This window comes from Microbispora cellulosiformans, from assembly GCF_008728085.1.
Lineage (GTDB): Bacteria > Actinomycetota > Actinomycetes > Streptosporangiales > Streptosporangiaceae > Microbispora > Microbispora amethystogenes.
Genome location: NZ_VYTZ01000001.1, coordinates 336339 through 361040, shown reverse-complemented (window position 1 = coordinate 361040; position 24702 = coordinate 336339). Strand labels below are relative to the sequence as shown.

Annotated in this window: 28 protein-coding genes; 23 read left to right on the top strand and 5 right to left on the bottom strand. The window is 70.8% G+C overall.

Features of this window, described 5'->3' with window-relative positions:
- Positions 1-4: 4 nt before the first annotated feature.
- From F5972_RS01470 to hxlB, 14 genes are all read left to right on the top strand, one after another.
- Complete coding sequence (locus tag F5972_RS01470) at positions 5-916, top strand: ABC transporter ATP-binding protein (protein ID WP_150930301.1); 912 nt, start codon at positions 5-7, stop codon at positions 914-916.
- A complete protein-coding gene (locus F5972_RS01465) occupies positions 913-1626 on the top strand; it encodes an ABC transporter permease (RefSeq protein ID WP_150930299.1) in 714 nt (237 codons plus the stop codon). The genes F5972_RS01470 and F5972_RS01465 overlap by 4 nt, the downstream gene beginning before the upstream one ends.
- Before the next feature lie 11 nt (positions 1627-1637).
- Positions 1638-2789, top strand: coding sequence for a sensor histidine kinase (locus F5972_RS01460; RefSeq protein ID WP_150930297.1), 1152 nt, complete (start codon positions 1638-1640; stop codon positions 2787-2789).
- On the top strand, positions 2786-3391 hold the full coding sequence (locus F5972_RS01455; protein ID WP_150930295.1) for a response regulator transcription factor: 606 nt from the start codon (positions 2786-2788) through the stop codon (positions 3389-3391). Before F5972_RS01460 ends, F5972_RS01455 begins: the two co-directional genes overlap by 4 nt.
- A 327-nt stretch (positions 3392-3718) precedes the next feature.
- The gene (locus tag F5972_RS01450) at positions 3719-4414 is read left to right on the top strand and encodes an isochorismatase family protein (protein WP_150930293.1); all 696 of its coding nucleotides are present in this window, start codon (positions 3719-3721) and stop codon (positions 4412-4414) included.
- A gap of 3 nt (positions 4415-4417) precedes the next feature.
- Positions 4418-5206 (top strand): ATP-binding cassette domain-containing protein, encoded by a 789-nt coding sequence (locus tag F5972_RS01445; RefSeq protein ID WP_150930292.1) that lies wholly within the window; start codon positions 4418-4420, stop codon positions 5204-5206.
- Positions 5203-6228: an ABC transporter permease gene (locus F5972_RS01440; RefSeq protein WP_150930290.1), complete on the top strand. Its 1026-nt coding sequence runs from the start codon at positions 5203-5205 to the stop codon at positions 6226-6228. Before F5972_RS01445 ends, F5972_RS01440 begins: the two co-directional genes overlap by 4 nt.
- A gap of 52 nt (positions 6229-6280) precedes the next feature.
- Positions 6281-7315, top strand: coding sequence for an ABC transporter substrate-binding protein (locus F5972_RS01435; protein ID WP_150930287.1), 1035 nt, complete (start codon positions 6281-6283; stop codon positions 7313-7315).
- Positions 7316-7370: 55 nt separating this feature from the next.
- Complete coding sequence (locus tag F5972_RS01430; protein WP_150930285.1) at positions 7371-8108, top strand: SDR family NAD(P)-dependent oxidoreductase; 738 nt, start codon at positions 7371-7373, stop codon at positions 8106-8108.
- Positions 8089-8931: an FCD domain-containing protein gene (locus tag F5972_RS01425; RefSeq protein ID WP_150930283.1), complete on the top strand. Its 843-nt coding sequence runs from the start codon at positions 8089-8091 to the stop codon at positions 8929-8931. Before F5972_RS01430 ends, F5972_RS01425 begins: the two co-directional genes overlap by 20 nt.
- A gap of 14 nt (positions 8932-8945) precedes the next feature.
- Positions 8946-9338 carry a RidA family protein gene (locus tag F5972_RS01420; RefSeq protein WP_225311084.1) on the top strand — a complete coding sequence of 131 codons (393 nt, stop codon included), beginning with the start codon at positions 8946-8948 and terminating at the stop codon, positions 9336-9338.
- A complete protein-coding gene (locus F5972_RS01415; protein ID WP_150930279.1) occupies positions 9335-10732 on the top strand; it encodes an amidohydrolase family protein in 1398 nt (465 codons plus the stop codon). Before F5972_RS01420 ends, F5972_RS01415 begins: the two co-directional genes overlap by 4 nt.
- The gene (locus tag F5972_RS01410; RefSeq protein ID WP_150930277.1) at positions 10729-11691 is read left to right on the top strand and encodes a sugar kinase; all 963 of its coding nucleotides are present in this window, start codon (positions 10729-10731) and stop codon (positions 11689-11691) included. Before F5972_RS01415 ends, F5972_RS01410 begins: the two co-directional genes overlap by 4 nt.
- On the top strand, positions 11688-12245 hold the full coding sequence (gene hxlB, locus F5972_RS01405) for a 6-phospho-3-hexuloisomerase (protein WP_150930275.1): 558 nt from the start codon (positions 11688-11690) through the stop codon (positions 12243-12245). Before F5972_RS01410 ends, hxlB begins: the two co-directional genes overlap by 4 nt.
- Positions 12246-12298: 53 nt before the next feature.
- Here hxlB and F5972_RS01400 read toward each other — a convergent pair whose 3' ends face one another.
- A complete protein-coding gene (locus F5972_RS01400; protein ID WP_150930273.1) occupies positions 12299-13012 on the bottom strand; it encodes a DUF4328 domain-containing protein in 714 nt (237 codons plus the stop codon).
- 127 nt (positions 13013-13139) lie between these two features.
- Between F5972_RS01400 and F5972_RS01395 the strand changes: the two genes are divergently transcribed.
- Complete coding sequence (locus F5972_RS01395) at positions 13140-13952, top strand: alpha/beta fold hydrolase (protein WP_150930271.1); 813 nt, start codon at positions 13140-13142, stop codon at positions 13950-13952.
- Positions 13953-13960: 8 nt separating this feature from the next.
- Here F5972_RS01395 and F5972_RS01390 read toward each other — a convergent pair whose 3' ends face one another.
- The gene (locus F5972_RS01390) at positions 13961-14821 is read right to left on the bottom strand and encodes a helix-turn-helix domain-containing protein (RefSeq protein WP_150930269.1); all 861 of its coding nucleotides are present in this window, start codon (positions 14819-14821) and stop codon (positions 13961-13963) included.
- 127 nt (positions 14822-14948) lie between these two features.
- On the opposite strand from F5972_RS01390, the gene F5972_RS01385 reads away from it, so the two are divergent.
- Entirely contained in the window at positions 14949-15704 is a 756-nt protein-coding gene (locus F5972_RS01385; protein ID WP_150930267.1) for an SDR family NAD(P)-dependent oxidoreductase, read from the top strand.
- Positions 15705-15720: 16 nt separating this feature from the next.
- On the opposite strand, the gene F5972_RS01380 is transcribed toward F5972_RS01385, so the two are convergent.
- Positions 15721-17250 carry a carboxylesterase/lipase family protein gene (locus tag F5972_RS01380; RefSeq protein WP_150930265.1) on the bottom strand — a complete coding sequence of 510 codons (1530 nt, stop codon included), beginning with the start codon at positions 17248-17250 and terminating at the stop codon, positions 15721-15723.
- A 134-nt stretch (positions 17251-17384) separates the two neighbouring features.
- Here F5972_RS01380 and F5972_RS01375 point away from each other — a divergent pair, with 134 nt between their 5' ends.
- Genes F5972_RS01375 through F5972_RS01360 form a run of 5 tightly spaced genes read left to right on the top strand, consistent with a single transcriptional unit; the run spans position 17385 to position 19866 of the window.
- Positions 17385-18272: an SDR family oxidoreductase gene (locus F5972_RS01375; protein WP_150930262.1), complete on the top strand. Its 888-nt coding sequence runs from the start codon at positions 17385-17387 to the stop codon at positions 18270-18272.
- Position 18273: 1 nt separating this feature from the next.
- Positions 18274-18414: a nuclear transport factor 2 family protein gene (locus F5972_RS36850; protein ID WP_191909889.1), complete on the top strand. Its 141-nt coding sequence runs from the start codon at positions 18274-18276 to the stop codon at positions 18412-18414.
- Between the two features lie 12 nt (positions 18415-18426).
- Positions 18427-18663: an SgcJ/EcaC family oxidoreductase gene (locus F5972_RS01370; protein WP_225311141.1), complete on the top strand. Its 237-nt coding sequence runs from the start codon at positions 18427-18429 to the stop codon at positions 18661-18663.
- Positions 18664-18721: 58 nt separating this feature from the next.
- Positions 18722-19372, top strand: a complete 651-nt coding sequence (locus tag F5972_RS01365; protein WP_150930258.1) for a winged helix-turn-helix transcriptional regulator — start codon at positions 18722-18724, stop codon at positions 19370-19372.
- A gap of 35 nt (positions 19373-19407) precedes the next feature.
- Positions 19408-19866, top strand: coding sequence for a DinB family protein (locus F5972_RS01360; protein ID WP_263641788.1), 459 nt, complete (start codon positions 19408-19410; stop codon positions 19864-19866).
- An 18-nt stretch (positions 19867-19884) separates the two neighbouring features.
- Here the strand turns inward: F5972_RS01360 and F5972_RS01355 are convergent, their stop codons facing one another.
- Positions 19885-20103 (bottom strand): hypothetical protein, encoded by a 219-nt coding sequence (locus F5972_RS01355; RefSeq protein ID WP_225311083.1) that lies wholly within the window; start codon positions 20101-20103, stop codon positions 19885-19887.
- A gap of 125 nt (positions 20104-20228) precedes the next feature.
- Complete coding sequence (locus F5972_RS01350; protein WP_225311082.1) at positions 20229-20432, bottom strand: hypothetical protein; 204 nt, start codon at positions 20430-20432, stop codon at positions 20229-20231.
- 208 nt (positions 20433-20640) lie between these two features.
- Here F5972_RS01350 and F5972_RS01345 point away from each other — a divergent pair, with 208 nt between their 5' ends.
- Both F5972_RS01345 and F5972_RS01340 read left to right on the top strand, forming a co-directional pair.
- Complete coding sequence (locus F5972_RS01345) at positions 20641-21324, top strand: phospholipase D-like domain-containing protein (protein ID WP_225311081.1); 684 nt, start codon at positions 20641-20643, stop codon at positions 21322-21324.
- Between the two features lie 139 nt (positions 21325-21463).
- Complete coding sequence (locus tag F5972_RS01340; protein ID WP_225311080.1) at positions 21464-24550, top strand: DUF3427 domain-containing protein; 3087 nt, start codon at positions 21464-21466, stop codon at positions 24548-24550.
- The last annotated feature ends 152 nt before the right edge of the window (positions 24551-24702 follow it).

The window sequence follows — 24702 nt, the reverse complement described above, 5'->3', positions numbered from 1 at the left end:
CCGTATGAACCTTCATCACGGCGCCCCCGCCCTGTCGGCCGCGGGGCTGCGCAAGGCGTACGGCGGGACCCGCGCGGTCGACGGGATCGACCTGGTCGTGGGCCCAGGAGAGGTGGTGGCCCTGCTCGGCCCCAACGGCGCGGGCAAGTCCACCACGATCGACATGATCGTCGGGCTGGTCCGTCCGGACGCCGGGCAGATCGCCGTGTTCGGCGCGTCTCCCCGCGAGGCGGTGCGAAGCGGCGTGATCGGCGTGATGCCGCAGGAGGGCGCGCTGCTCGACGACGTGACCGTGGGGGAGACCGTGACGCTGGTCGCGTCCCTCCACCGGACGCCGCTGCCCGTCGAGGAAGCGCTGCGCCGCGCCGGGGTGGCGGACCTCGCCGGCCGGCGGGCCGCGCGGCTGTCCGGCGGCCAGCGGCAGCGGGTCCGGTTCGCCATGGCGCTGGTGTCCGGCCCGGACCTGCTGGTGCTCGACGAGCCGACGGCGGCGATGGACGTGACGGCCCGGCGCGAGTTCTGGCAGTCGATGCACTCGTTCGCCGGGACCGGCCGCACCGTCCTGTTCTCCACGCACTACCTGGAGGAGGCCGAGGCGTACGCGGACCGGGTCGTGCTGATGCGCGCGGGCCGCGTCGTGGCCGACGGCCCGGTGCCGGCGGTCATGGCCGGGGTGTCCGGCCGTACGGTGACTGCCGTCGTACCCGGCGCCCGCGCCGAGGACCTGGGCACGCTCCCCGGCGTGACGTCGGTGTCCGTCCACGAGGGCAGGGCCGAGCTGCGCTGCACCGACTCCGACCTGGTCGTACGGGAACTGCTGGCCCGCCATCCGGACGCCCGGGACGTCGAGGTCGGCACGCTGGGCCTGGAGGACGCGTTCCTCCGACTGACCGGAGCCTCGGAGGCCGTGCGATGACCGGATATCTCGCGTTCGAGATCAGGCGGACGCTGCGGGACGTGAAGTTCCTGCTGTTCGCGGTCGCCCTGCCGGTGGGGCTGTACCTGCTGATGGCCGGCCGTTTCGCCGACCAGGGGGCTCCCGCGTCGTACGTCATGGGCGGTGTCGCGGCGTTCGGGGCGATGAAGGCGGCACTCGACACGGGTGCTCGCACGGCGGTGGAGCGCGACATCGGCTGGCAGCGCCAGTTGCGGCTCACCCCGCTCAGCGGCGGCGGTTATCTGCTGGCCAAGGGATCGGTGGCGATGGTCGTGGCGCTGCCGCCGGTGGCGGGGGTGTCGCTCGTCGCCGCGCTCGCCGGCGGGGTGCACCTGTCTCCCGGCGGCTGGGCGTCGGCCGTGCTCGGCGTGTGGGCGGGCACGGTGCCGTTCGCCCTGCTCGGCCTGCTGATCGGCCAGTTCGCGACCGCGCGGAACCTGCAGGCGTACCAGGGGGCGGTGGTGCTGCTGCTCAGCTTCGTCGGCGGGCTGTTCATCCCGGTGAGCACGTTCCCGCGGGCGCTCGCGACGGTGGCGAAGGTCCTGCCGAGCTACTGGCTCGCGCAGGTCGGCCACGCCGCCACTCTGGGCGGTGACGTCTGGCGGGCCGCGCTGGTCCTGACGTCGTACGCGCTCGTGCTCGGCGCCGCCGTGGCCGTCCGGTATCGCCTCGGCGCCGCTCGCGCCTAGGGTTGACTGACGTGGGCGATCAGGACGATCAGGGCGTATGGGGGCGTTCCGCCTGGCCGGTGTGGACCCCGGCCCGGCCGGCCTCCCGTGCGGCCCACATCCGAGGCGTCGTCGTGCTGTCGTTGCTCCTGGTCTGGCCGCTGCGGGAGGCGCTGGGGCCGGACCGGGTCTGGCCGGAGACCCTGGTGGTGCGCGTCGCGCTCGGAGCCGTCACGCTCCTCTACGCGGCGGGCTGGCTCGGCGCCATGGTCGCCGGGGTCCGTCTGCCGCCCCGGCGGCGGATCCTGCTCATCGGGACGCTGTTCGCGCTGGCGGTCGTGGCGGCCCTGCTGCGTGACGGCCCGTCCTACCTCGGCCACGCCGGCGTGTTCGGCTTCGCGCTCGCGGTGGCGGCCTGGCTGCTCCCGGCCCGCTGGAGCGTGCTGCTCGGGGTGACGACCTGGGCGCTTCAGGTGCTCACGCTCGGTGTGGCCCCCGGTCCCGTCGTTTGGGAGCACGTGGGCGGGCTCGTGCCCGGGATCGTGATCCCGGTGGCCGTGACGCTGCTGATCCGGCTCGTCGTCCAGCTCGGCCAGGCCCGCGAGGAGATCGCGGCGCTGGCCGCCGCGGCGGAGCGCGACCGGCTGGCCAGGGACCTCCACGACGTGCTCGGCCACAGCCTCACCACGATAACCGTGAAGAGCGGCCTGGCCCGGCGCGTGCTGGAGAGCGGCGGCGACCCGGAACTCGCGCTGGCCGAGTTGCGCGACGTCGAGCGACTGTCCCGGCAGGCGCACGGCGAGGTGCGCCTTACGGTGTCGGGCCGCCGCCGGCCGTCCCTCGCGGCCGAGTTGGCGGGGGCTCGCGCCGCGCTGCGGGCCGCCGGGATCGGCGCCGTCCTCCCGCCGTCCGCCGACCACGTCCGGGCGGACCTGGCCGGGCCCTTCGCGTACGTCCTGAGGGAGGGGGTCACCAACGTGATCCGGCACAGCGGCGCGAACCGGTGCGAGGTGCTGCTCGGGGACGACTGGCTGGAGGTGCGCGACGACGGCCCCGGGCAGCACGTGGAGGGGCCGGGCAACGGGCTCTCCGGTCTGGCCGAACGGCTGCGCGCCGTCGGCGGGCGGATCGAGGCGGGCCCGCTGCCCGGGGGCGGCTTCCGGTTGCGGGCGAGCCGCGCGTGATCAGGGTCCTGCTCGCGGACGACCAGGCGCTCGTACGCGGCGCGCTGGCGGCGATGCTGGCGCTGGAGCCCGACATCGAGGTGGTGGCGCAGGTCGGCTCAGGTGAGGAGGTCGTCGACGCGGCCCGGCGCAGCCGGCCCGACGTGGCGTTGCTGGACGTGCAGATGCCCGGCAGGGACGGGCTGGAGGTCACCGCCGACCTGCGCGCCGCGCTTCCGTCCTGCCGGGTGGTGATCTGTACGACCTTCGGGCGGCCGGGTTACTTCGCCCGCGCGATGGAGAACGGCGCCTCGGGCTTCGTCGTGAAGGACGCGCCGCCCGAGCACCTGGTCGACACGGTGCGGCGGGTCCACGGGGGCCTGCGGGTGGTCGATCCCGCCCTGGCCGCCGAGTCGCTCGCCAGCGGGTCGAGCCCGCTGACCGCGCGGGAGCGCGACGTCCTGCGCGCGGCCCGGCAGGGCGGCACCGTGGCGGAGATCGCCCGGAGCCTGCACCTGTCCGCCGGGACCGTACGCAACCACCTGTCCGCGGCCATCGGCAAGACGGGGGCGAGCACCCGCGCCGAGGCCGCGCTCATCGCCGACGAGCACGGCTGGCTCTGATCCGGCTCCGGCCGAGAGCTCGCCCCGCGGTCACTGTGGTGAAGGCGTGCTCGCGGGCCGGAACACCGCGGGGTTGCGGGGCGCCCACACGTTCGGCGGCCGCGCGGCGGCAAGGACGGCCATCGCGAATCCTCCTCCACGGGTCGGCGGGACGTCCGTCGCCGATCCTGCCCCTCACAACGTCAGTGTGTCAACTGTGACACATGAATCAGCTTGCTGACCGTGAAACCGCAGAACAGGTCATTTGGTGTGTCGGTATTGACACACGCTTCACGTGGGTGGCAGGGTCGGGGCCCACGGGCGAGAGCCGCCCGCGAGGAGGTTCGAGTGACCACTGTCAACGAGACGTACGCGCACAGCCTGGAGAACGCGGACCTGCGCGCCTTCTACGAGGCCGCCGGCTTCGCCGGGCGCGTCGGATGGGGCGAGCGGCCGGCGATCCTCGTGATCGACATGGCCGGGGCCTGGGCCGATCCGGGAGAGCAGATCGGCTCGGACCTGTCGGCGGTGTCCGACAGCATCGTCCGCATCCTGGAGGAGGGCCGCCGCGCGGGCCTGCCGATCATCTTCACCACCATGGCGTGGGACCCGAGCCTGGCCGAGATCGGCGAGGTGGTCCGCCGGAAGACGCCGCACAGCGAACTGATGCTGCACGGCACCGAGCGGGTCGCGCTCAGGCCGGAGATGGGCCGTCGTCCCGAGGAGCCGCTCGTCGTCAAGCCGCGCGCCTCGGCGTTCTTCGGCACGTACGTGGACGCGATGCTGATCTCCGCCAAGGCCGACACGGTGATCGTGGTGGGGTGCAGCACCAGCGGCTGCATCCGGGCGACCGCCGAGAGCGCGTTCAACCGGGGATTCCACGTGATCGTGCCCCGCGAGGCGGTCGGCGACCGGAGCCCCTCCGCGCACGCCGCCAACCTCTTCGACATCGACGCCCGCTACGGCGACGTGCTGCCCGAGGCCGAGGTGCTCGACCACCTGCGAGCGCTGCCTCAGACCCATCCCCGTGCCGCGGAGGAATGACCGATGACCGACCGGCAACCTCCGGTGCTGCGGGCCACCGGCCTCGCCAAGTCCTTCGGCCACGTGCAGGCGCTGCGGCACGGTGAGCTCACCGTCCACGCCGGGGAGGTGGTCGCGCTCGTCGGCGACAACGGCGCCGGCAAGAGCACGCTGATCTCCTGCATCTCCGGCGCCCACCTGCCGGACGCCGGCGAGGTCAGGGTGGACGACCGCCCGATGCCGCTCGGGTCGATCAAGGCCGCGATGGAGCACGGCATCGCCACGGTCTATCAGGGCCTGGCGATGGCCCCCGACCTGTCGGTGGCCGAGAACCTGTTCCTCTCCTGCGAGCTGCGCCGCCCCGGGCTGCTGGGCCGGCTCGGCCTCCTGGACAAGAAGGCGATGCGCGAGCGCGCCTGGGAGCTCATGGACAGTCTCGGCATCACGACCCTCCAGGACGTGACCCTGCCCGTCGGCGACCTGTCCGGAGGGCAGCGCCAGGTTGTCGCGGTCGCCCGCGCCGTCTCCCGCGCGGGGCGTCTGGTGATCATGGACGAGCCGACGGCGGCGCTCGGCGCCCGGCAGTCGCAGATGGTGATCGAGACCATCCGGGCGACCCGCGACCGCGGCCTCGGGGTGGTCCTCATCTCGCACGACCTGCCGAGGGTGCTGGAGGTCGCGGACCGGATCGTGGTCATGCGGCTGGGCCGGGTGGTGGCCGACGTTCCCGCACGGGATCTGAAGATCGGCCAGATCGTCGCGCTGATGCTCGGCGAGCAGAACGACCCACGTGAGGAGAGCCTGCCGGCATGACCGCGACGCAACCGACACTCCGGGCCCCGTCGAACCGTGCCCGCGCGGGCGCGCTGATGCGGTCCACCCCCGCCTACATCGTGGTCGCGCTGGTCGCGCTCGTCGTGGTCTTCACGATCATCTCGCCCGAGGGCCGCTTCCTGGACGCCACCAACCTGCAGGCGGTCGGGCGCAACAGCGCCGGGCTCGTCCTGCTGGCCGTCGGCCTGACCTTCGTCCTCGGCGCCGGGCACATCGACCTCAGCGTCGGCGCCACGCTCGTGCTGTCGTCGGTGGTGGCGGGCACCGTGGCCGTGGACATCGCCGGACCTCCGTCGGCGTCGGGGGTCTTCCCGAGCGCCGGGCCCGCCATCGCCGTCGCGGCGCTCGCCGCGGTCGTCGTGGGAGGGATCGCGGGGCTGGTCAACGGGCTCCTGGTGACAAAACTGAAGGTCAACTCCTTCGTCGTCACGCTGGGCACGATGGGCGTGGCCACCGGCGCCGCGCAGGTCCTCACGAACGGGTCGAACGTCGCCGGGATCCCGCCGGACGTCCAGACGTCCTTCGGGCTCAACTCCGTCGCCGGAATCCCGCTCCCGCTGGTGCTGGCCGTGGTGGTCGCCCTGGTGGCCGGGGTCGTCCTGTCGCAGACCAGCGCGGGCAGGCACGCCCTCGCCATCGGCTCCTCCTCCGACGGGGCCATGCGGGCGGGCGTCAACGTCCAGCGCAGCACGATCGCGGTCTTCGTCATCTCCGGGCTGATGGCCGGGATCGCCGGATTCCTCGACATCACCCGCTTCGGCACGACGGCCATCTCCGGGCACGAGACGACCATGCTGCAGGCGCTGTCCGCCGTGATCATCGGTGGGACGAGCCTGTTCGGCGGGCGCGCCTCGGTGCTGGGCTCGGTCCTCGCCACCTTCATCCCGACCATGCTGCTCGCCGGGTTCGTCATGGTCGGCGTCTCGTCCTTCTACCAGAACATCGCCATCGGCGCCGTTCTGATCATCGCCGTCTGGCTCGACCAGCTGCGCGGCAAGTAGCCCTCCACCGAGATCCCCTGCCGAGATTCGCGCCGAAACACGGAGAACCACCATGAACGTACACACCAGTGTGCTGGCCGCCGCGCTGACGGCGATCGCCCTGACCTCCGCCGCCTGCGGCTCGTCGGGTGACCCCGGCGCGGCGGGCGGCACCAGCGGCGCCACCGCCGAGCAGAAGTCCGGCCCCCTGCAGATCTCCCTTCTCACGACGTACAACGGCCTGCCCTTCTACACGGCGATGCAGTGCGGCGCGCAGGACGCGGCCAAGAAGCTGGGCGGCGACATCACGGTGAAGGCCGACGGGCCGTCGCGGGGCATGAACGCCGCCGACCAGACCCCGGTCCTCGAAGGGGTGGTCAACCGGCGCCCCGACGGCATGATCTTCGTACCGGCCGACCCGGCCGCGATGGTCGCGCCGATCAGGCTCGCGGTGAACGCCGGCATCCCGGTCGTCACCACCGACGCGACGCTGAACGAGAAGGTGGCCAAGGCGCAGTTCCGCGGGGACAACAACGCGGGCGGCGCGCTGGCGGCCGAGGAGCTGCTCAAGCGGGCCAAGGGACAGAGCGGGAAGGTGCTGGTGCTCGACACCCGGCCCGGCCTGCCGGTGACCAACGAGCGTGCCGAGGGATTCGTCAAGGCGCTCAAGGACTCCGGCTCGGGCCTGCAGATCCTCGGCACGCAGTACTACGAGGACGATCCGACCAAGGCGGCGACCATCGTGCAGAGCTCGCTGGGCGCCAACCCGGACATCGTCGGGATCTTCGCCACCTCCGAGTCGGGCGCGATGGGCGCCGTTTCCGGGCTCCAGGCCGCCAAGGTCGACAACGACAAGATGACCGTGATCGCGTACGACGCGGGCCCGACGCTGGTCACCGCGCTGCGCGCCGGGACGCTGGACGCGCTCGTCGCGCAGGGCTCCTACACCCAGGGGTACGACGCGCTGACCCGGCTCGTGCAGGACATCCGCGGCGAGGTGCCGCAGGGGGCGGCCTTCGACAACGTGGTGCCGAACGCGATCGTCACCGCCGACAACGTCGACTCGCCGGAGATCAAGAAGCTGCTCTACCCCACAAGCTGCTCTTGATCGTGGCACTGTCGCTGTCGAACATCATCAACGCGAATTCAACGAGGGGATCGAGATGACGGCCGACCTTGCCGGGAAGGTGGTGGTGGTGACGGGCGCGGCCTCCGGGCTGGGCGCCGCGACCGTCAGCGACGTCCTGGAACGCGGCGGGCGGGTGGTCGCCGTGGACCGGGCGCAGGAGGTCAAGGCGCTTGCGGGAGACGGGGTGCTGCCCGTCGTCGCCGACGCCGCCGACGAGCGCCAGGTGCTGGACGCCGTACGCGCGGGGGAGGACGCCTTCGGCCTGGTGAACGGCGCGGTCGCCTGCGCGGGGATCACCCGCGCCGGGACGGTCGACTCCATGAGCCTCGACACCTGGAACGAGGTGCTGCGGGTCAACCTGACGTCGGTGTTCCTGCTCGCGAAGGCCGCCGTCCCCGCGATGCGCCGGGCGGGCGGCGGTGCGCTGGTCGCGGTCGCCTCGCAGGTGGGGCTCGTGGGCTACCCCGAGAACGTCGCCTACTGCGCGGCGAAGGCGGGCGTGATCAACCTGGTCCGCGCGATGAGCGTCGACGCCCGCGACAGCGGCGTCCGCGCCGTGGCGGTCTGCCCCGGGCCCGTCGACACCCCGATGCTGCGCGAGGGTTTCGAGCAGACCGGGGAGGGATACGACCTGGCGGCCTCGCGGGTGCCGCTGGGCCGCGTCGCCCGGCCGGAGGAGATCAGCGCCACGATCTGCTTCCTGCTGTCCGACGCGGCGGCCTTCGTCACCGGCACGGCATGGACGGTCGACGGTGGCTACACAGCGCAGTAACCCCGAGGCCGGCGACCCCCTGCAGGCCGGTCCCCACGCCTCCGTCCACGCCTCGCTGGAACCGAGGGCCCTGGAGCTGCTCCGGGCCATCGCGGACTCGCCGGAACCGCTCGGCGCGCGGGAGCTCGGCCGCCGGATCGAGGCCGGCAACCGGCCGCTGAGCGAGTCGACGGTGAACCGGCTGCTGCGGCGGCTCGACGAGCAGGGCCTCACCCGTTCGATGGACGGCCGGGGACGGGTCGTGTCCGAGGCCGGCCGGGTGCTCGCGCAGCGGGCCGCGGCCGAGGTCACCTGGCACCAGCAGATCGGCTCCCTGGAGATCCGTACGGTGCAGGACGTGCGCGACCTGCTGGTCGCCCGGCGCGGCGTGGAACGCGAGATCGTCCGGGAGGCGGCGACGTCGGTCTCCGGCGAGGACGTCGAACGCCTCCAGTTCGTCATGGAGGAGTACGAGCGGTCCGTCCACACCGAGGAGCGGCGCCGCGACGTCTCCACCAACTTCCACAAGGCGCTCGCGTCGACCGTGGAGAACACGATGCTCCGCGCCGTCGCCATGGTGATCTTCGATCCCCGCTTCGACATGCTGGAGCACGTCCTCGACATGGTCACCGCCGGGCGCGGCACGACCATGCACTCCGTGCACGAGCACGAGGAGATCATGCGCGCCATCCGGGCCGGCGACCCGGACGCGGCGGAGGCGGCCATGGTCCGCCACATCAACCGCCTCATCGCCGACGCCAGCGCCGTGGTCGCCCCGTCCACGCGCCTGGCGATCGAACTGCTGCTCAAGAACCACAGCCCCGTCATCGGCGGCGGCACATGACCTTGGAGGAACCCGTGTCCACTATCACCCCGATCATCACCGACGCCGCGGCGGCGCCGAGCGCGTCCTACTCCCAGGGCATCGTGGCCGGCCGTCTCGTCGTGACGGCGGGACAGGTCGGCCGCGACGCGGCCACCGGCGAACTGCCGGCCACGCTGGCCGGGCAGGTGGAGTCGGCCATCGCCAACCTCAAGGCCGTGCTCGCGGCCGCCGGGCTCGACCTGTCGCACGTGGTGAAGACGACCTGCTTCCTCACCCGGATCGAGGACTTCCCGGAGTTCGACGCCATCTACCGGAAGCACTTCTCCGACCCGCTGCCCGCGCGCAGCACGGTGGGCGTCGTGCTGGCGGGCGACCTGCTGTTCGAGATCGAGGCGTTGGCCGTCAAGCCCGAGGAAGTGGCATGAGGCCCGGTTTCGACCTGCTCATCCGCGGGGGCGAGGTCGTCAACGGCGACGCCCGGGCGGCGCTGGACGTCGGCGTGGCCGGAGGGCGGGTCGCCGCCCTCCTCGCCCCCGGCTCGCCGGCCGCCGCCGAGCGGGAGATCGACGCGACCGGGCTGCTCGTCATGCCCGGCGGCATCGACACCCACACCCACGTCGCCTGGCCGTACGACGACACCGTCACCGTGGACGACTGGCACTCGGCGACCCGGGCCGCGGTGCTCGGCGGAACGACGACGATCATGGACTTCGTCCCGCCCGCCGAGGGCGGCCTGGCCGCGCGCTGCCGCGCCCGGGTCGAGGAGGCCGCCGCCGACGCGGTGATCGACTTCGGGTTCCACCCGATCCTCACGGCGTCCGACACCCGGGACGTCGAGGACATCGGCAAGGTCATCGCCGAGGGCTTCACGTCGTTCAAGATGTACACGACGTACGAGGACCGGCGGGTCGACGACGGAGCCGCCTGGACGCTGATGCGGGCCATCGCCGCGAACGGCGGGCTGCCCGGCTTCCACGCCGAGAACCATGAGATCCTCACCAGCGCGCTGGACGACCAGGTCCGCTCCGGCCACCTGGGCCTCGCGGACTACCCCCACAGCCGCCCCGGGCTGGCCGAGGCCGAGACCATCCACATGGTGTCGATGTACGCCCGGCGGCTGGGCACGCCGGTCTACATCTTCCACGTCTCCGGCTCCGACGCGCTCGACGCCGTGCGCTTCGCGCGCCAGGCCGGCACGGTCGTCCACGCCGAGACCTGCACGCACTACCTCGCGCACGACGAGAGCGTCTTCACCGGCGAGGACGCGTGGCGCTTCGTCATCTCCCCGCCGATCCGCGGCGCGGCCGACCGGCTCGACCTGTGGTCGGGGATCGCGGACGGCACGGTCGTCTCCGTCGGCTCCGACCACTGCGCGTACGACACCTCCGCGAAGCGGGGCTGGGAGCACGACCACCGCCACATCCCGGCGGGCGCCCCCGGCATCGAGGCCCGCACGCCGGTGCTGTGGAACGAGGCCGTGAACGTTCGCGGGCTCGATCCGTGCCAGTTCGTCCAGGTCTCGGCGGAGCGCGCCGCCCGGGCGCTCGGGCTGTTCCCGCGCAAGGGCCGCGTGGCGGTCGGCGCCGACGCCGACCTCGTCCTGTGGGACCCGGCCCGCACCTGGACCGGAGCCGACCTGCGGCCCGTCTCGCCCGCGACCTTCTCCCTGTACGAGCGGTCGAGCGGCACCGGGCTCGCCCGGCACGTCGTGGCCGGGGGCCGGCTGGTCGTCGAGAACGGGACCTTCGCGGGGGAGAGGGGCGCCGGACGGTTCCTCGCCCGCGCGCCGATGGCCCGGCAAGCAGGCGCGCGGGCATGAGTGCACCCGACGTCGTCACGTACGGCGAGATCATGGGCAACTTCGTGGCCACCGAGGTGGGCCCGCTGGAGAAGGCCACGTTGTTCGAACGGCGGCTCGCGGGATCGGAGCTGAACGTCGCGGTCGCGCTGGCGCGGCTCGGCCACCGGACCGGCTACGTCGGCCGCGTGGGCGACGACCCGCTCGGGGACGCCGCCCGCGCCCGCCTGCGCGAGGAGGGCATCGACGACGCGCACGTGCGCGCCGAGGACCACGCGGTCACCGGCATCCAGTTGAAGCAGCGCGTGCTCGTCGGGGACCCCCGCTACGTGTACTACCGCCGAGGGTCGGCCGGGTCGCTGCTCGCGCCGTCCCCCGAGACGCTCGCCTACGTGGCGTCGGCCCGGCACCTGCACGCGACCGGTATCCCGCCCGCGCTGTCGGCGACGGCCCGCCGGTTCGCGTACGAGGCGATGGAGGCGGCGCGGGACGCTGGGGCGGGCGTCACCTTCGACCCGAACCTGCGTCCCACCCTCTGGCCGGACCACGGCGAGATGACGCGCCTCGTGGACGACCTGGCAACGCGGGCCGACTGGGTGTTGCCCGGCGTCGCGGAGGGCGAGGCGCTGACCGGACGGCGCGAGCCGGAGGCCATCGCCGACCACTACCTGTCGCGCGGAGCCCGCGGAGTCGCCGTCAAGCTCGGCGCGGCAGGGGCCATGCTGTTCACGCCCGAGGGGTCGTGGACCTGCCCGCCGTTCCGGGTCGTCACGGTCGACACCATCGGGGCGGGCGACGGGTTCGCGGCCGGGTTCGTCAGCGGCCTGCTCGACGGGCTCGACGAGGAGCAGCGTCTCCGGCGCGCGTGCGCGGTGGGGGCGCTCGCCACCAGCAACAAGGGGGACAACGAGGGCATGCCCACCCGCGCCGAACTGGGCGCACTCCTCGCGGCCGACCTACCGGTGGAGGGAACGCGATGACCGCGCGCAGCCTTCTCGACGTCGTCCAGTCGGAGGTGGCCGGCGTCCTGGCCGAGGTCGACCCGGCCACGCTGGAGACGGCCGCCGACCTGCTGGACCACGCGCCGCGGATCTTCGTGGCGGGGGAGGGCAGGTCGGGCTACATGGCCCGGGCGTTCGCCATGCGCCTCGTGCATCTGGGCCGTACGGCGTACTTCGTCGGCGACACCTGCACGCCGTCGACCGGGCCGGGCGACCTGCTCGTCGCCGTCTCCGGGTCCGGCACGACGGCGGCCACCGTACGCGCGGCGCGGGCGGTGACCGACGGCGGCGGGGGAGTGCTGGCGGTCACCACCGCGCCGTCGTCGCCCCTCGCCTCCGGCGCGCTGCACGTCCTGCACGTGCCCGCCGCCACCAAGCACCGGCGCGAGGGCGAGGCGGCCACAGTGCAGCCTCTGTCAAGCCTGTTCGACCAGTGCACGCATCTGCTGCTCGACTGTGTCTGCCTGGAGCTCGCCCGGCGCCACGACGTGACCGACGAGCAGGCCAGGCAGGCCCACGCGAACACCGAGTGACAGGTCGGTCCACACGGCGGGGTTCTGGACAGCGGGGTCAAGACGGCGGGGGTTCAGACAGCGGGGTTCTGGACGACGCTGGGCATCGGCGTCGCGGCGGTCCGGCGGTCCTCCTGGAAGCGCGTGATCGACAGGACGACCGCGACGGCGAGGGCGGCGGTGACGATGTACGCGGCGTTGACGGCGATGTCGAAGAGCGCGGCCTCGCGCATCTCCGGCAGTTCCTCGGCGTTCAGGTATTTGCGGCCCACACCCTTGGCGATCCACATGCTGACAAGCCACGCCAACCACCAGGCCCAGATCAGCCCGGATCGGCGGGCGGTCGCGAAGTTTCCGGTCTCCTCGACGGCGCCGGGCTTCGACGCCGTCCAGATGTCGTCGACGATCTGCTTGGGATACCACCAGCAGAGGATCGGGAAGCCCCAGCCGAAGACCAGCCAGGGCCTGGCGCGCCGGTGCGGCCACGGGCTCAGCGTCTCGGCGTTCGTCCGGGCCCGGAAGAGCCAGACCAGGAACACGATCGCGGTGGCGATGTAGACGACGGTCTCCACCAGGCCCGACAGGGCGTACAACGTGTCGCTGGCGTCGCCGTCGGCCTGGGAGGCGGAGGCGGGGTCGGCGAGGAACCGGTCGATGAGCAGGGCCCGCTGCACGTCGACGGCGGAGGAGAGCACGCTCACCAGGGAGTCGGCGGCCAGCATCACGACCGCCGCCGTCCCCAGGGCCCGGATCGGCTGCAGCGGTGTGGGCGGTGCTGTGGGATACACGGAGAACTCCTCAGGAGGGGGTGAGGAATCATCATTCACCGCCGTACGACCGTGATCATCCGAATTTCCACTTCGTGATCATTTCTCTCGGGCGGGGCGGCTCCGGTGCGCTCGTTAGGGTGGGGCGATGGACGTGAAGATCAGCGGTCTTCCGGTGCACGTCGTCGAGCACGGCGGCGGAATACCCGTTCTGGCGTTGCACGGCGCGGGCGTGGACCATCGGGAAATGGCCGGCGCGCTGGAGCCGGTGTTCCGCGACCGGCCCGGTTATCGGCGCATTTATCCGGACCTGCCCGGAATGGGGCACACCCCGTTGCCGGACTGGTTTCGTGGCTCCGACGACACCTTGGATGTCGTGCTCGGCCTGGTCGACGCTCTGGTCGGAGACGAGCCGTTCGCGGTCGTCGGCCATTCCTTCGGCGCGTACCTCGCGAGGGCCGTCGCCGACCGCCGCCCGGAGCGGGTCGCGGGACTGGCGCTCATCTGCCCCATCGGCGAGGAGGCGGGCGACGTGCCCGCGCACGCGGTGCTGCACGGCTCGGCCGACGCGGCCGACGCGCTGAGCCCGGACGAGCGGGCCCAGTTCCGCGACTACTTCGTGGTGCAGACGCCCGCGATGGTGGAGCGCTTCCGGGAGCACGTGGCCCCTGCCCTGCCCCTCGTCGACGGTGCGGGCCTTGAGCGGATCTCCGGACAATGGCGGCTGAGCGAGGCTCCCGCGGAGACGCCCCCGTACACCGGCCCGGCGCTGATCCTCGCCGGCCGCCAGGACGGCACGGTGGGGTACGCCGGTCCGTGGGAGCTGGTGGAGCGGTATCCGCGGGCCACGTTCGCCGTCCTGGACCGGGCCGGCCACGCGCTGCCGCACGAGCAACTCGGCCTGTTCACCGCCCTCGTCGCCGAATGGCTCGACCGGGTGCACGAGCACCGTACGACGTGACGCCGGTCTCAGCCGCTGACGGCGCGGAGGGCTCCGGGGTGACGGCCGGTGAGCCGGTCGAGTCGCGCGGCGGTGGCGTCGTCGGCGGGGAGATAGGCGATCAGTAGCTGGCTGTCGTCGTCGGACAGGCCGAGGGTCTCGTAGGCCAGCCGCAGCTCGCCCTCCTGTGGATGCGCCAGCCGTTCGACGCCGGTGCGCATGGCCGGGCCGGGCGGAGCCGTCAACCGGTCGGTGAAGGGGGCGCCGACGGCGAGGGTCAGTTCGTCGACGAGGTGGCCGACGTGCGGGTCCCCCCGGCGAAGGCCCAGGCCGAGGACGGCGATCCGCTCGTCGGCCACCCGCTCCCACTCCGGATAGGCGGCCCTGGCCCTCGGGTCGGCGAACAGGTAGCGCAGCAGATTGGCCCGCCCGTGGTCCAGCAGCCCGATGGGACCGGTGAGCCGCTCGAAGCCGTCCGTGTGGGCGAGCACGTCACCGAGCCGGTTGACCACCAGCGCGGGGGCGGGTTCGAGCCGGTCGAGCAGCGCCCGCACGGTGGGCCGCACCGACTGCGCGGGCGGCCCCTGGCACATGCCGACCAGCCGGCCCGCGCCGTCGGCCGCCTTGTAGTGGTTCAGCAGACGGAGGCGCTCGTCGGCGGACAGGCGCAACGCGTCGGCGAGAGCGGCGAGCACGGGCATCGAGGGGTGACGATCACGCCCCTGCTCAAGCCGGGTCAGGTATTCGACGCTGACCCCGGCGAGCGCGGCCACTTCGGAACGGCGCAGGCCCGGGGTACGGCGCCGGCCGCCGCCCGGCAGCCCGACATCGGCGGGGGTGACGGCCTCGCGGCGGGCCCGCAGGAACTCGCCCAGGGTGGTGTCGCTCACGATTCGCAGGCTACCGAGTGACCTCGGCTCCGATCGTGGCCCTGCCGGGGCCAGCCTCGGCCCGGCCTCCCTCGGATGGTCGCCGCCGCCGGATCCTTGGGTTTCCACTGTGCTGAGGAGCGTCGAAATGGATATGGGACTCACCGGCCGTACGGTCATCGTGACGGGAGCCTCCGGCGGCATCGGCCGCGAGATCGCCCGCGGGTTCGCCGCCGAAGGGGCCGACGTCGTGCTCACCTATCACCACTCCCAGGAGGGCGCGGAGCGGCTCGCCAAGGAGATCGGCGGACGCTCGCTCGTCGCGCCGTACGAGCTGGACGACGACGAGGCGGCCCGCACTCTTGCCGAGACCGTGATCGAGTGGTCCGGCCGGATCGACGTGCTGGTCAACAACGCGGTGCACTGGGGCGCCACGGAGCCGGATGCGGGCCTCGCCTTCGAGGCCGTGTCCGACGAGAGGTGGCAGAAGACGATCCGGGCCAACGTCGAGGGCGCGCTCCGGCTCAGCCGGGCGGTCGTCCCGTCCATGCGAAAGCGCGGATGGGGCCGGCTGGTGCACATCTCCTCGGGCATCGCGGTCGACGGGATGGCCGGTGGGGAGTACTACGGCGCGGCCAAGGCGGCACTGCACGGTTTCAGCAGGTCCGCCGCGTTCGGGCTCGGTAAGGACGGCGACATCCTGTCCAACGTCGTCATGCCCGGCCTCACCAGGACGGAGACCAACGGCGCGATCGTCGAGCAGGCGGGCGGGCACTACAGCGCGCTGGCTCCGATCGGCCGCCTGCTCGACGCCGCCGAGGTGGCGGGCGCCGTCGTCTACCTGGGCTCCGCCGCCAACACCGGCATCACCGGACAGGCGATCAAGGTCACCGGCGGAGCGTGAGCGCGGCGCTCGTCTCCTACGGCGCGAGCAGCGGGAGCGCCGGGAAGGCGTGGTCCTGCCACAGCAGCCGCGAGGCCTCCTCCGGATAGGCGGTGACCGTCGACGGCGTGTCGAAGACCTGCGCGAGGCGGCGCTCGGCGTCGTACGGAGGCCAGCCCGGATCGCCGTGCGCGGCGAACGCCGTCCACGCCGTACGGATCCGCGCGGACAGCTCCTCCGCCGCCGGGGAGGGCGGGTCGCCGATCAGCATGGCGGGTTGGCCGCTGCTCAGGTTGCCGAACACGAGCGGCACGTCCAGGCCGTGGCAGGCGCCAAGGGCACCGCCCAGCCCCGGGGCGGGCCACGTCAGTTCGTAGAGGTGGGCCCGCCCGCCACCGGCGATCTGCGCGTCGGCGAGGTGGAGGCTCGGCATGCGGAACAGCCAGTCGGCGTTGACCAGCTCGTACAGCTCCTCGTCGGCCGCGGCCGGGAACGCCTCCCGGTAGCGGCGCGCGCCGTCCGGGCCGGGGGCGAGCATGCGCAGAGCGGTCTCGGTCTGCTCGGGTGTGACCTGGCCGAGCACGCCGTCGATCAGGCTGAACAACCGGTGCTCGTCACGCGTGTGCCCGGCGAGAAGCTCGACGTCCCGGGCGGCGCCGCCGGCCAGCGCCTGCCAGGGGGTCATCGGCAGGACGTCGCCGTCGACGACCGGCGCGAACGGGATCGGCCGGTGGGTGATCTGCCCCCAGCGCTCCCGCCACCGAGTTATCTTCGCCGAGATCGCGTCACCCGCGGCTGGCAACCGAGCCGGGTCCACCGCCGACAGGTCGGCCGCTGTGGGCCGTACGCCCAGCTCGGCGGCGCAGGCCGCGGCGATGTCGGAGGCCAGCTCGGGGGAGAAGAACGTGCCCGGCACACTCTGCGCGACCGCCCGGCGGAAGAGCCCGGCGGCGCGCGGCATGGCGAGCAGCGCGGCGACCGATCCGCCGCCCGCCGACTCCCCGAAGACCGTGACCCGGCCCGGGTCGCCGCCGAAGGCCCGGATGTTGTCCCGCACCCACCGCAGGGCCTCGACCTGGTCGAGCAGCCCCCGGTTGGCCGGGGCCCCGTCGACCAGCGCGAAGCCCTCGATGCCGAGCCGGTAGTTGAGGGTCACGACCACGGTTCCGCTCGCGGCCAGGCGCCCGGCGTCGTACTCCGGAAGGCCGGAGTTGCCCGAGACGTAACCACCGCCGGGGATCCACACCATCACCGGGAGCCCCGCCGCCGGGCTCGGCTCCGGCGTCCACACGTTGACGGTCAGCCAGTCGTCACCGGCGGTGTCCTGGGACCCGCCGAGCAGGCCGGACTGCGGGGGCGGCGGGCCGTACGCGACCGCCGGGCGCACGCCGTCCCAGCCGCGCACCGGCCGCGGCGCGGCGAACCGCAGGGCGCCGACCGGCGGCTCGGCGTACGGGATGCCGCGGAAGACCGCCGTCCCCGCCTCCCGAACGCCGCGCAGGACACCGGCCGCCGTACGGACTTCCGGCTCGGACTCGTACGGGTTGCCAGACGCGGTGACGGCCACTTCGCGATCTCCTCTCCGAACCTGCCCGGCCGAGCATCGCAACCCGCCACGTCCGCCGGCAAAGCATTTTGGATGCTACGCAGTAGGTATGACTTACTTGTTTTTGTGTAGTGATGAGTACTACCGTCGTAGTCATGATTCTTGTCACCGGAGCGACGGGGCTCAGTGGGTCGATCGTCGTCAGGGAGTTCGCGCGGCAGGACGTTCCCGTCCGAGCGCTGGTCAGGGACCCGGACAAGGCCCGGAAGCTCCACGGGCTGCCAGGGGTGGAAGTGGTCGAGGGCGACATGCTGCGCCCCGAGACCCTCACGGCCGCTCTGCGCGGTGTGGAGCGCGTGCTCCTGATCTCCTCGCCGAGGGAGCGCATGGTGGAGACGCAGTGCGCGTTCGTCGACGCGGCCAGGGCCGCGGGCGTGCCGCACATCGTGAAGTACTCCGGCAAGGAGTCCGGCGTCGGGTTCGACCCCGGCAGCTTCACGGGGACGCGTGAGCACCTGGAGATCGAGCGCCGCATCGAGGCGTCCGGCCTGGCCTGGACCCATCTGCGCCCGAGCCAGTTCATGGAGTTCTACCTGCCCGGCACCTCCACGGGCGTGGATCCGCACCGGCGGGAGCTGCGCATGTCCATCGGCGACAGCAGGCTGTCGCCCGTCGCCATCGAGGACGTCGCCAGGGTCGCGGTCGCGCTGATGACCTCCGCCGGCCACGAGGGCAGGGCGTACGACATGACCGGCCCGGAGGCGCTGACGATGAAGGAGATCGCCGAGCACATCACGGAGGCGACGGGAACCGCCTTCCGCCATGTGGAGCTGCCCCTGGACGACAAGCTGCGCGAGTGGAGGGAGGCGGGGACGCCCGAGCCGTCCCTACGGATCCTGCGTGAGCTTCTCGCCGAACGGAAGCGGCGTCCCGAGTCCCACGTACGGCTGGAGACCCATCGGGCCTTCGGGGTGCGGCCCACGAGCTTCGCCGAGTTCGCCCGCCGCCACGCGGCGGCCTTCCTCGGGACTGTTGGAGGATGAGATGAGCTCGGACCCGCGCGCCGAGGAGCGCGCCGTACGGGCCCTGTTCGCGGCGACGTCGGCCGCGTGGTCGGACGGCGACGCGTTCGCCGGTCGGTACGCGCGGGACGCCAGCGTGATCCTGCCCGGGGTCCACCTGTAGGGCAGGGACGGCATCCGGTCGGCCATGGGCGCCGCCTTCGCGGGGCCGCTGAAGGGGTCCAGGCGCGTCCACACCCCGGAGAGCGTCCGGTTCCTCGGCCCGGACGTGGCCCTCGTGGTCACGCGGAGCGTCACCGCGTTCGCGGGGGAGGAGGAGCCTCCGGCCGACCGGTGGGAACTGGCGACCTGGACCCTTATGCGGCACGACGGCGAATGGCTCGTCGAGGCGTATCACAGCTCGCCCGGCTGACGCTGTACTGAACTACGGGAAAGCAAGCGTCCGCTCCGGGATGAGTAGGATGAGCGACGTGACCACGGCACGCACGTACGGCGACCCCTGCGCCGCTGCGCGCGCTCTCGACCTGCTCGGCGAGCGCTGGGCGCTGATGATCGTCCGGGATCTGCTCTTCGGCCCGAAGCGCTACAGCGACCTGCAGAGCGGCCTGCCCAACGCCAGCCCCACCGTGCTCTCGCAGCGGCTGCGCGATCTGGAGGAGGGCGGGGTGATCCGGCGGCGCAAGCTGGGCCCGCCGGCGCGCGCATGGGTCTACGAGCTCACCGAGTGGGGCGACGACCTGGAGCCGATCCTCGTCCACTTGGGCCGATGGGGCCGTCACTCTCCCCGGAAGGAGACGACGACGCCCCTGGGGACCGATTCGCTGATGCTCGCGATGAAGAGCCATCTGGACCCCGCCCCGCTGGGCGACCTCGACGCGACGTTTCTGGTCGACGTCGGGGAGGACGTCTTCACCCTTCGCATGTCCGGCGGCGAGCTCGCGATCCGACGGGGCGAGCCGGACCGGTGGGACGCGGCCCTGCGCACCGATCCCGCCGCCCTCAAGGCCCTGGTCATCGACCAGAAGCCCACCGGCCAGGCCGGGGACCGGCTTGAGATCACCGGCGACCGCGCGGCCCTCCAGCGACTGCTGGACGCCCTTCATACGGGAGATCAAACGTGAGCGCGTCGGGTGAGATTTCGTCCCTCCTCGGTTACTTGAACTGGAAGAGGCGGCACGTCCTCGACATGGTGGACGGACTGGACGAGGCCGACCTCCGGCGGCCCGTTCTTCCGTCCGCCTGGACCCCGGCCGGGCTCGTCCGCCATCTCGCCATCGACGTCGAGCGCTTCTGGTTCCGTGCCGTCTTCGGCGGCGACCCTGACGCGATTGCCTCGCTCGCCACCCCGGCGGACGCGTGGCAGGTGCCCGGCGACCGGCCCGCCTCCGAGGTGTTCGCCCTCTATCGCGAGGAGACAGCGCGGGCCGACGAGGTGATCGCCTCCAGCGCCCCGGACCAGGCGCCGCGCTGGTGGCCGGACTACCGCGACGACCAGCCGCCGAGCGACCTGCGTGAGGCGATCCTCCACGTCCTCGTCGAGACGGCGACCCACGCCGGCCACCTCGACGCCGTACGCGAACTGATCGACGGCAAGCAGTTCCTCGTCCTGGACTGATCGTCGCCCGCGAGGGTTTTATCGAGCGCGGCCGAGCAGCAGTTCCATCCACAGCGGGCGCATCCGCGCGTACGGCAGGCGCTCGGTCTCGCGCATCTTCGGCCGGTCGCCGCTCCGGTCCGTACGGCGGACGAACAGCAGCCCGCCGGAGGCGCACAGTTCGTACGCCAGCGGCGAGCAGTCGTCGCAGGTATGGGCGACGACCCGGACAGAGACACTGCGCCGGGTCTCCCGCATCCACCGGATTGCGACATGGCCAGGCTGCTCAGGTGCCACATGCAACCCTGGGCAAGCGTCCTCGAACTGGCTGAGGGCTTTGAGCGCCTTGACGGCGGAGGCTCGTAGGGCAGACGGCGGCGCACTCATTGGGGCGGTAGCTCCGAAGCGAGCCGCTCTTGGTCGCGGAGTTGTTCACCGAGTTGGTGCGCGTCGTCCCCGTCGATCGTGTGGCTCAGCCCGTAGTTCATCTCCACGTCGGTGAGCTGCCGATTACGCGTCGCCCAGAGGCGATCTGCAGAGCTTCGCCAGATTGTCCAGCCGGGGAACGCGGCCTGCAGTTCCTTCAACGGTCTCGTCGTACGCATGGCCACAGCGTGACGTTTGGTATTGGATCGTTTACACTCCGTTCTTGGGACGTGCGGGACGTTTTGCGTTGCCGCTCAGATGCGTCCTCAACGTCCTCCCGATTCGAGGTCGCGCGTGTCAAATGACTCTCTACGGCAAGCAATGACCGATGCGAGACTTACCGAAAGGGACCTCGCATTGCGGTGCGAGGTGGACATCAAGACGGTGTCCCGCTGGCTGGCTGACGAAGCGCGTGTCCCGCATCCACGTCACCGGTGGGCGGCGGCCGAAGCTCTGGGGGTGGATGAGTCCGTGTTATGGCCTGAGGCGATACGGAACACGGTCAAGATTGGGCCCGATCGGGAGATTGTTACGGTCTACCCCTACCGTTCCGCCTGTCCCAAAAGTGTATGGCGGACGCTGATTACTGAAGCACAGTCGCACATCACCATAGCCGGATACACGAACTACTTCCTCTGGCTGGAACACCCCAACCTGGCCAAAGTTCTCAAGCGCAAGGCTGAGCAGGGTTGCAAGATCCGATTCCTGATCGGCGATCCCGACAGTGACGTGACCCGTCATCGGGAGGGCATCGAAGCGGTGCCGCTGACGGTGTCCACCCGCATCCGCATTACTCTCGCCGAGTTGGAGCAACTCAAAGGTGTGTCCGGCATCGAGGCGCGCTTCGGCGACGAGCACATAGCCCTGTCGGTGTTCCAGTTCGACGACGAGATGCTTGTCACCCCACACTTGGCCAAGCTGGTCGGCCACGATTCGCCAATGCTGCACCTGAAGCGCTACCAGGACGACGGCCTCTACGACCGCTTCACGTACCACGTCAAGGAGCTGTGGTCGGCAGGTCGGGACATCTGGTCAGCAGCAAGCGCGGGATGACATCAGCCGTGAGGTCTGAGTTCGGTGAATCGGGATGAGCGGCAGCTTTGTGGCCGTTGTGGCGAAATCCGAGCCGGCGTTCAATACGATGATCACTTGCGGTGCGCCTGTAGCGCAGACCTAGCCACAAGGACATGTAGTGGACGACGCCCTGATCCCCGGCCTGTACGACTCGCTGCTCACTGACAAGCTCGCCAAAAGCGTCGACACGACGCGGCGGATGGGACACCTCGTGGAGGTGTCTGAAGTTGCCAGAGAAGAGGTAGCCCATCTGCTCGGCCGCTTTGTGGGCGAAACAGCAGCCCGAGCTTTGGCCATGTTGAAAGAGCCTCAAGAGCAGGTTGATCTGGTCAACCGGCTGCTGAACCAGTTGACGGAACCCGAGGCCGTAGCAGATGGGCCGAACCGGCTGTTGTCGATCGTGCGGGACAGTCCAGGCGCGAGCGCCCCAGTCCGCCCGTTGACCTCGCTGTCCGAAGCGGCGTTGCTGACCAACGCTCGCGAGGATCCCAACCTGGCGCATGAGTTGGCGGCCGAGTTAATCAGTGCCAACCGCGTGGACCTCTTGTGTGCCTTCGTCAAGTGGTCGGGACTGCGGATCCTGGAACGCTCCCTCGCGGACCTGCAGCGCAGGGGTGTTCCTCTCAGGGTGATCACGACGACGTACATGGGTGCCACCGAGCGGCGTGCGCTGGACCGACTGGTGCGCGACTTCGGCGCCGAGGTGCGGATCAGTTACGAGCAGAACTCCACCCGCCTACACGCCAAGGCATGGCTGCTGCGCCGGGAGACCGGCTTCGACACCGCTTACGTCGGCAGTTCCAATCTCTCCAGGGCGGCACTGCTGGACGGGCTCGAATGGAACGTACGGCTGTCGTCCGTGACTACCGCTCGGCTGCTGGACAAGTTCGAGGCTACCTTCGACTCCTACTGGAACCGGCCAGAGTTCGAGCTATATGACCCGGCAGTTGACGGTGACCGGTTGGATGAGGCGCTGTCCCGATCAAAGGTGGGTCAGCAGCTTTTCGATATCCCCGCCTTGGTGCCGCATCCTTTTCACCACCAGCGGGAGATGCTGGAGGACTTGGACGTCGAGCGCAGCGTGCATGGTCGGTATCGCAACCTCCTTGTCGCGGCTACCGGAACCGGTAAGACGGTAGTAGCGGCTTTCGATTACCGTAACCTGCAACATCGGCTGGGGCGCCAGCCGTCATTGCTGTTCGTCGCGCACCGGCGCGAGATCCTGGCTCAGGCATTGCGCACGTACCGGCAGGTGCTGGCTGTGCCAGATTTCGGTGAGTTGCATGTGGGCGACGATCGCTCGCGGGCCTGGCGGCACGTCTTCGCCAGCGTGCAGTCGCTCACCGCCATGGGGATCGAGTCATTCGACCCTGGGCATTTCGACGTAGTCGTCATCGACGAGTTCCACCACGCCGCCGCTCGTACCTATCGACGGATCATCGATCACCTCAAACCCAAGGAACTGCTGGGGCTCACCGCCACCCCGGAACGTGCCGACGGGACCTGGGTTCAGGACGAGTTCTTCGAGGGCCGGATCGCCTCCGAGTTGCGTCTGTGGGACGCATTGGATGCCGACTTGCTCTGCCCGTTTCACTACTTCGGTATCAATGACGAAACCGACCTCACCGGCATCAAGTGGTCGCGCGGCTCCTACGACAGCAATGCGCTCGACAACTTGTTCACTGGAGACGATGCCCGAGCTCGCCTAGTCTTCAATGCGCTGAACGACAAGGTTAGCAACCTCGCCACTGTGCGTGGCCTGGGCTTCTGCGTCTCGGTACGGCATGCGCGTTTCATGGCCGACTTCTTCACGAGGGCAGGGTTGCCCTCTCTTGCGGTGGACGGCTCCACTGATGACGCTTCCCGGAAGGCGGCACTGCGGGCGCTGCGGGATGGCGAGGTCCGCTTCCTATTTGCGGTCGACCTGTTCAACGAGGGTCTGGACGTACCTGATGTAGATACCCTGCTGCTTCTACGGCCGACTGAGAGTGCCACCATCTTCCTCCAGCAGCTTGGTCGAGGGCTTCGCCGTACTCCGGAGAAAGAGGTGCTGACGGTGTTGGACTTCGTCGGCCAGCACCGTAAGGAGTACCGTTTCGCTAACCGGTTCCAGGCACTGACTGGGTTCTCTCGCGGCAGGTTGGACAAGCAGGTTAAAGACGAGTTCCCGCTGCTGCCGTCGGGCAGCCAGATCGTGCTGGACCGAGTGACCAAGGATCGGCTGCTGGCCGAACTCAAGATCCATCTCGGGGCGACGGTGAACACTCTGACGCAGGAGATCCGTTCCTGTGCGGAGACGTCGCTTACCGCGTATCTCGAAGAGATGGGGCGGGACATCGGCGACCTGTACCGCAACCGAAGGTACTGGACGTCGCTCCTTCGTCGCGCCGGCCTGTTGACCGAGCCTGGCTCGCCGCTAGAGGAGGCCCTTGGTCGGCGGATCCGGGCGCTCTTGCACGTGGACGATCGCCGCCGTGCCGAAGCGTATGATCGATTGCTAAGCGCCGACGGCCCGCGCTACGCAGACTGCTCGCCTACGGACCAGGCCTTTATGCGAATGCTGTGCTTCTCCTTCTGGCGTGACGGCGGGAACTTCTCTTCCTACGATGAGGCGCTGGACCAGCTGCGCAAAGAGCCCGTTCTATGCGAGGAGATCCGGCAGGTTCTCGCCTACGGCGTTGACCGCCCAAGGTATGTGGCCCGACCGCTCGATGCAAAGGTTGGTGCGGTTCCGCTCGCGGTCAATGCCCGTTATTCCACGGAGGAAGTGCTCGCTGCGATCGGATGGGCATCGCTTGGTGGGCTGGTGCCGTCCACGATGCGCGAGGGTGTCGCGTGGAGCCCTGCCACCCAGTGCGATGCGCTGTTCGTCACGCTGAACAAGAATGAGAAAGAGTTCTCCCCTCAGACCATGTACCGGGACTACGCGCTCACCCCACGTCTTTTCCACTGGGAGTCACAGAACCGGACCAGTTCTCATTCCGCCACAGGTATGCGCTACCAGGCCCATGACGCTGAGGGTAGTCACGTTCTCCTGTTCACCAGGGAGCGTAAGGAAAACGAGAGTGGTCATCCCGAACCTTTCGTCTTCCACGGCACTGCGCGGTACGTCGAACATCGAGGCGATCGTCCGATGGCCATCACCTGGAAACTCGATGAGGAAATGCCAGCTGACCTATTCCGGAGGGCTGCTATTGCTGGGTAGGTCCGGGCGAAGCTATTGAGTCCTCCCATACGATCGGCGACTTCGCCGAACGGCTGTCGGTCGCACCGAGTTGCCATCACCTCGCCCACCTGTCGGTGGGTATCGAGGGGCCCGGCCGGATCGGGGCCTGCCCGACCCGGCCGGGTTAGGGA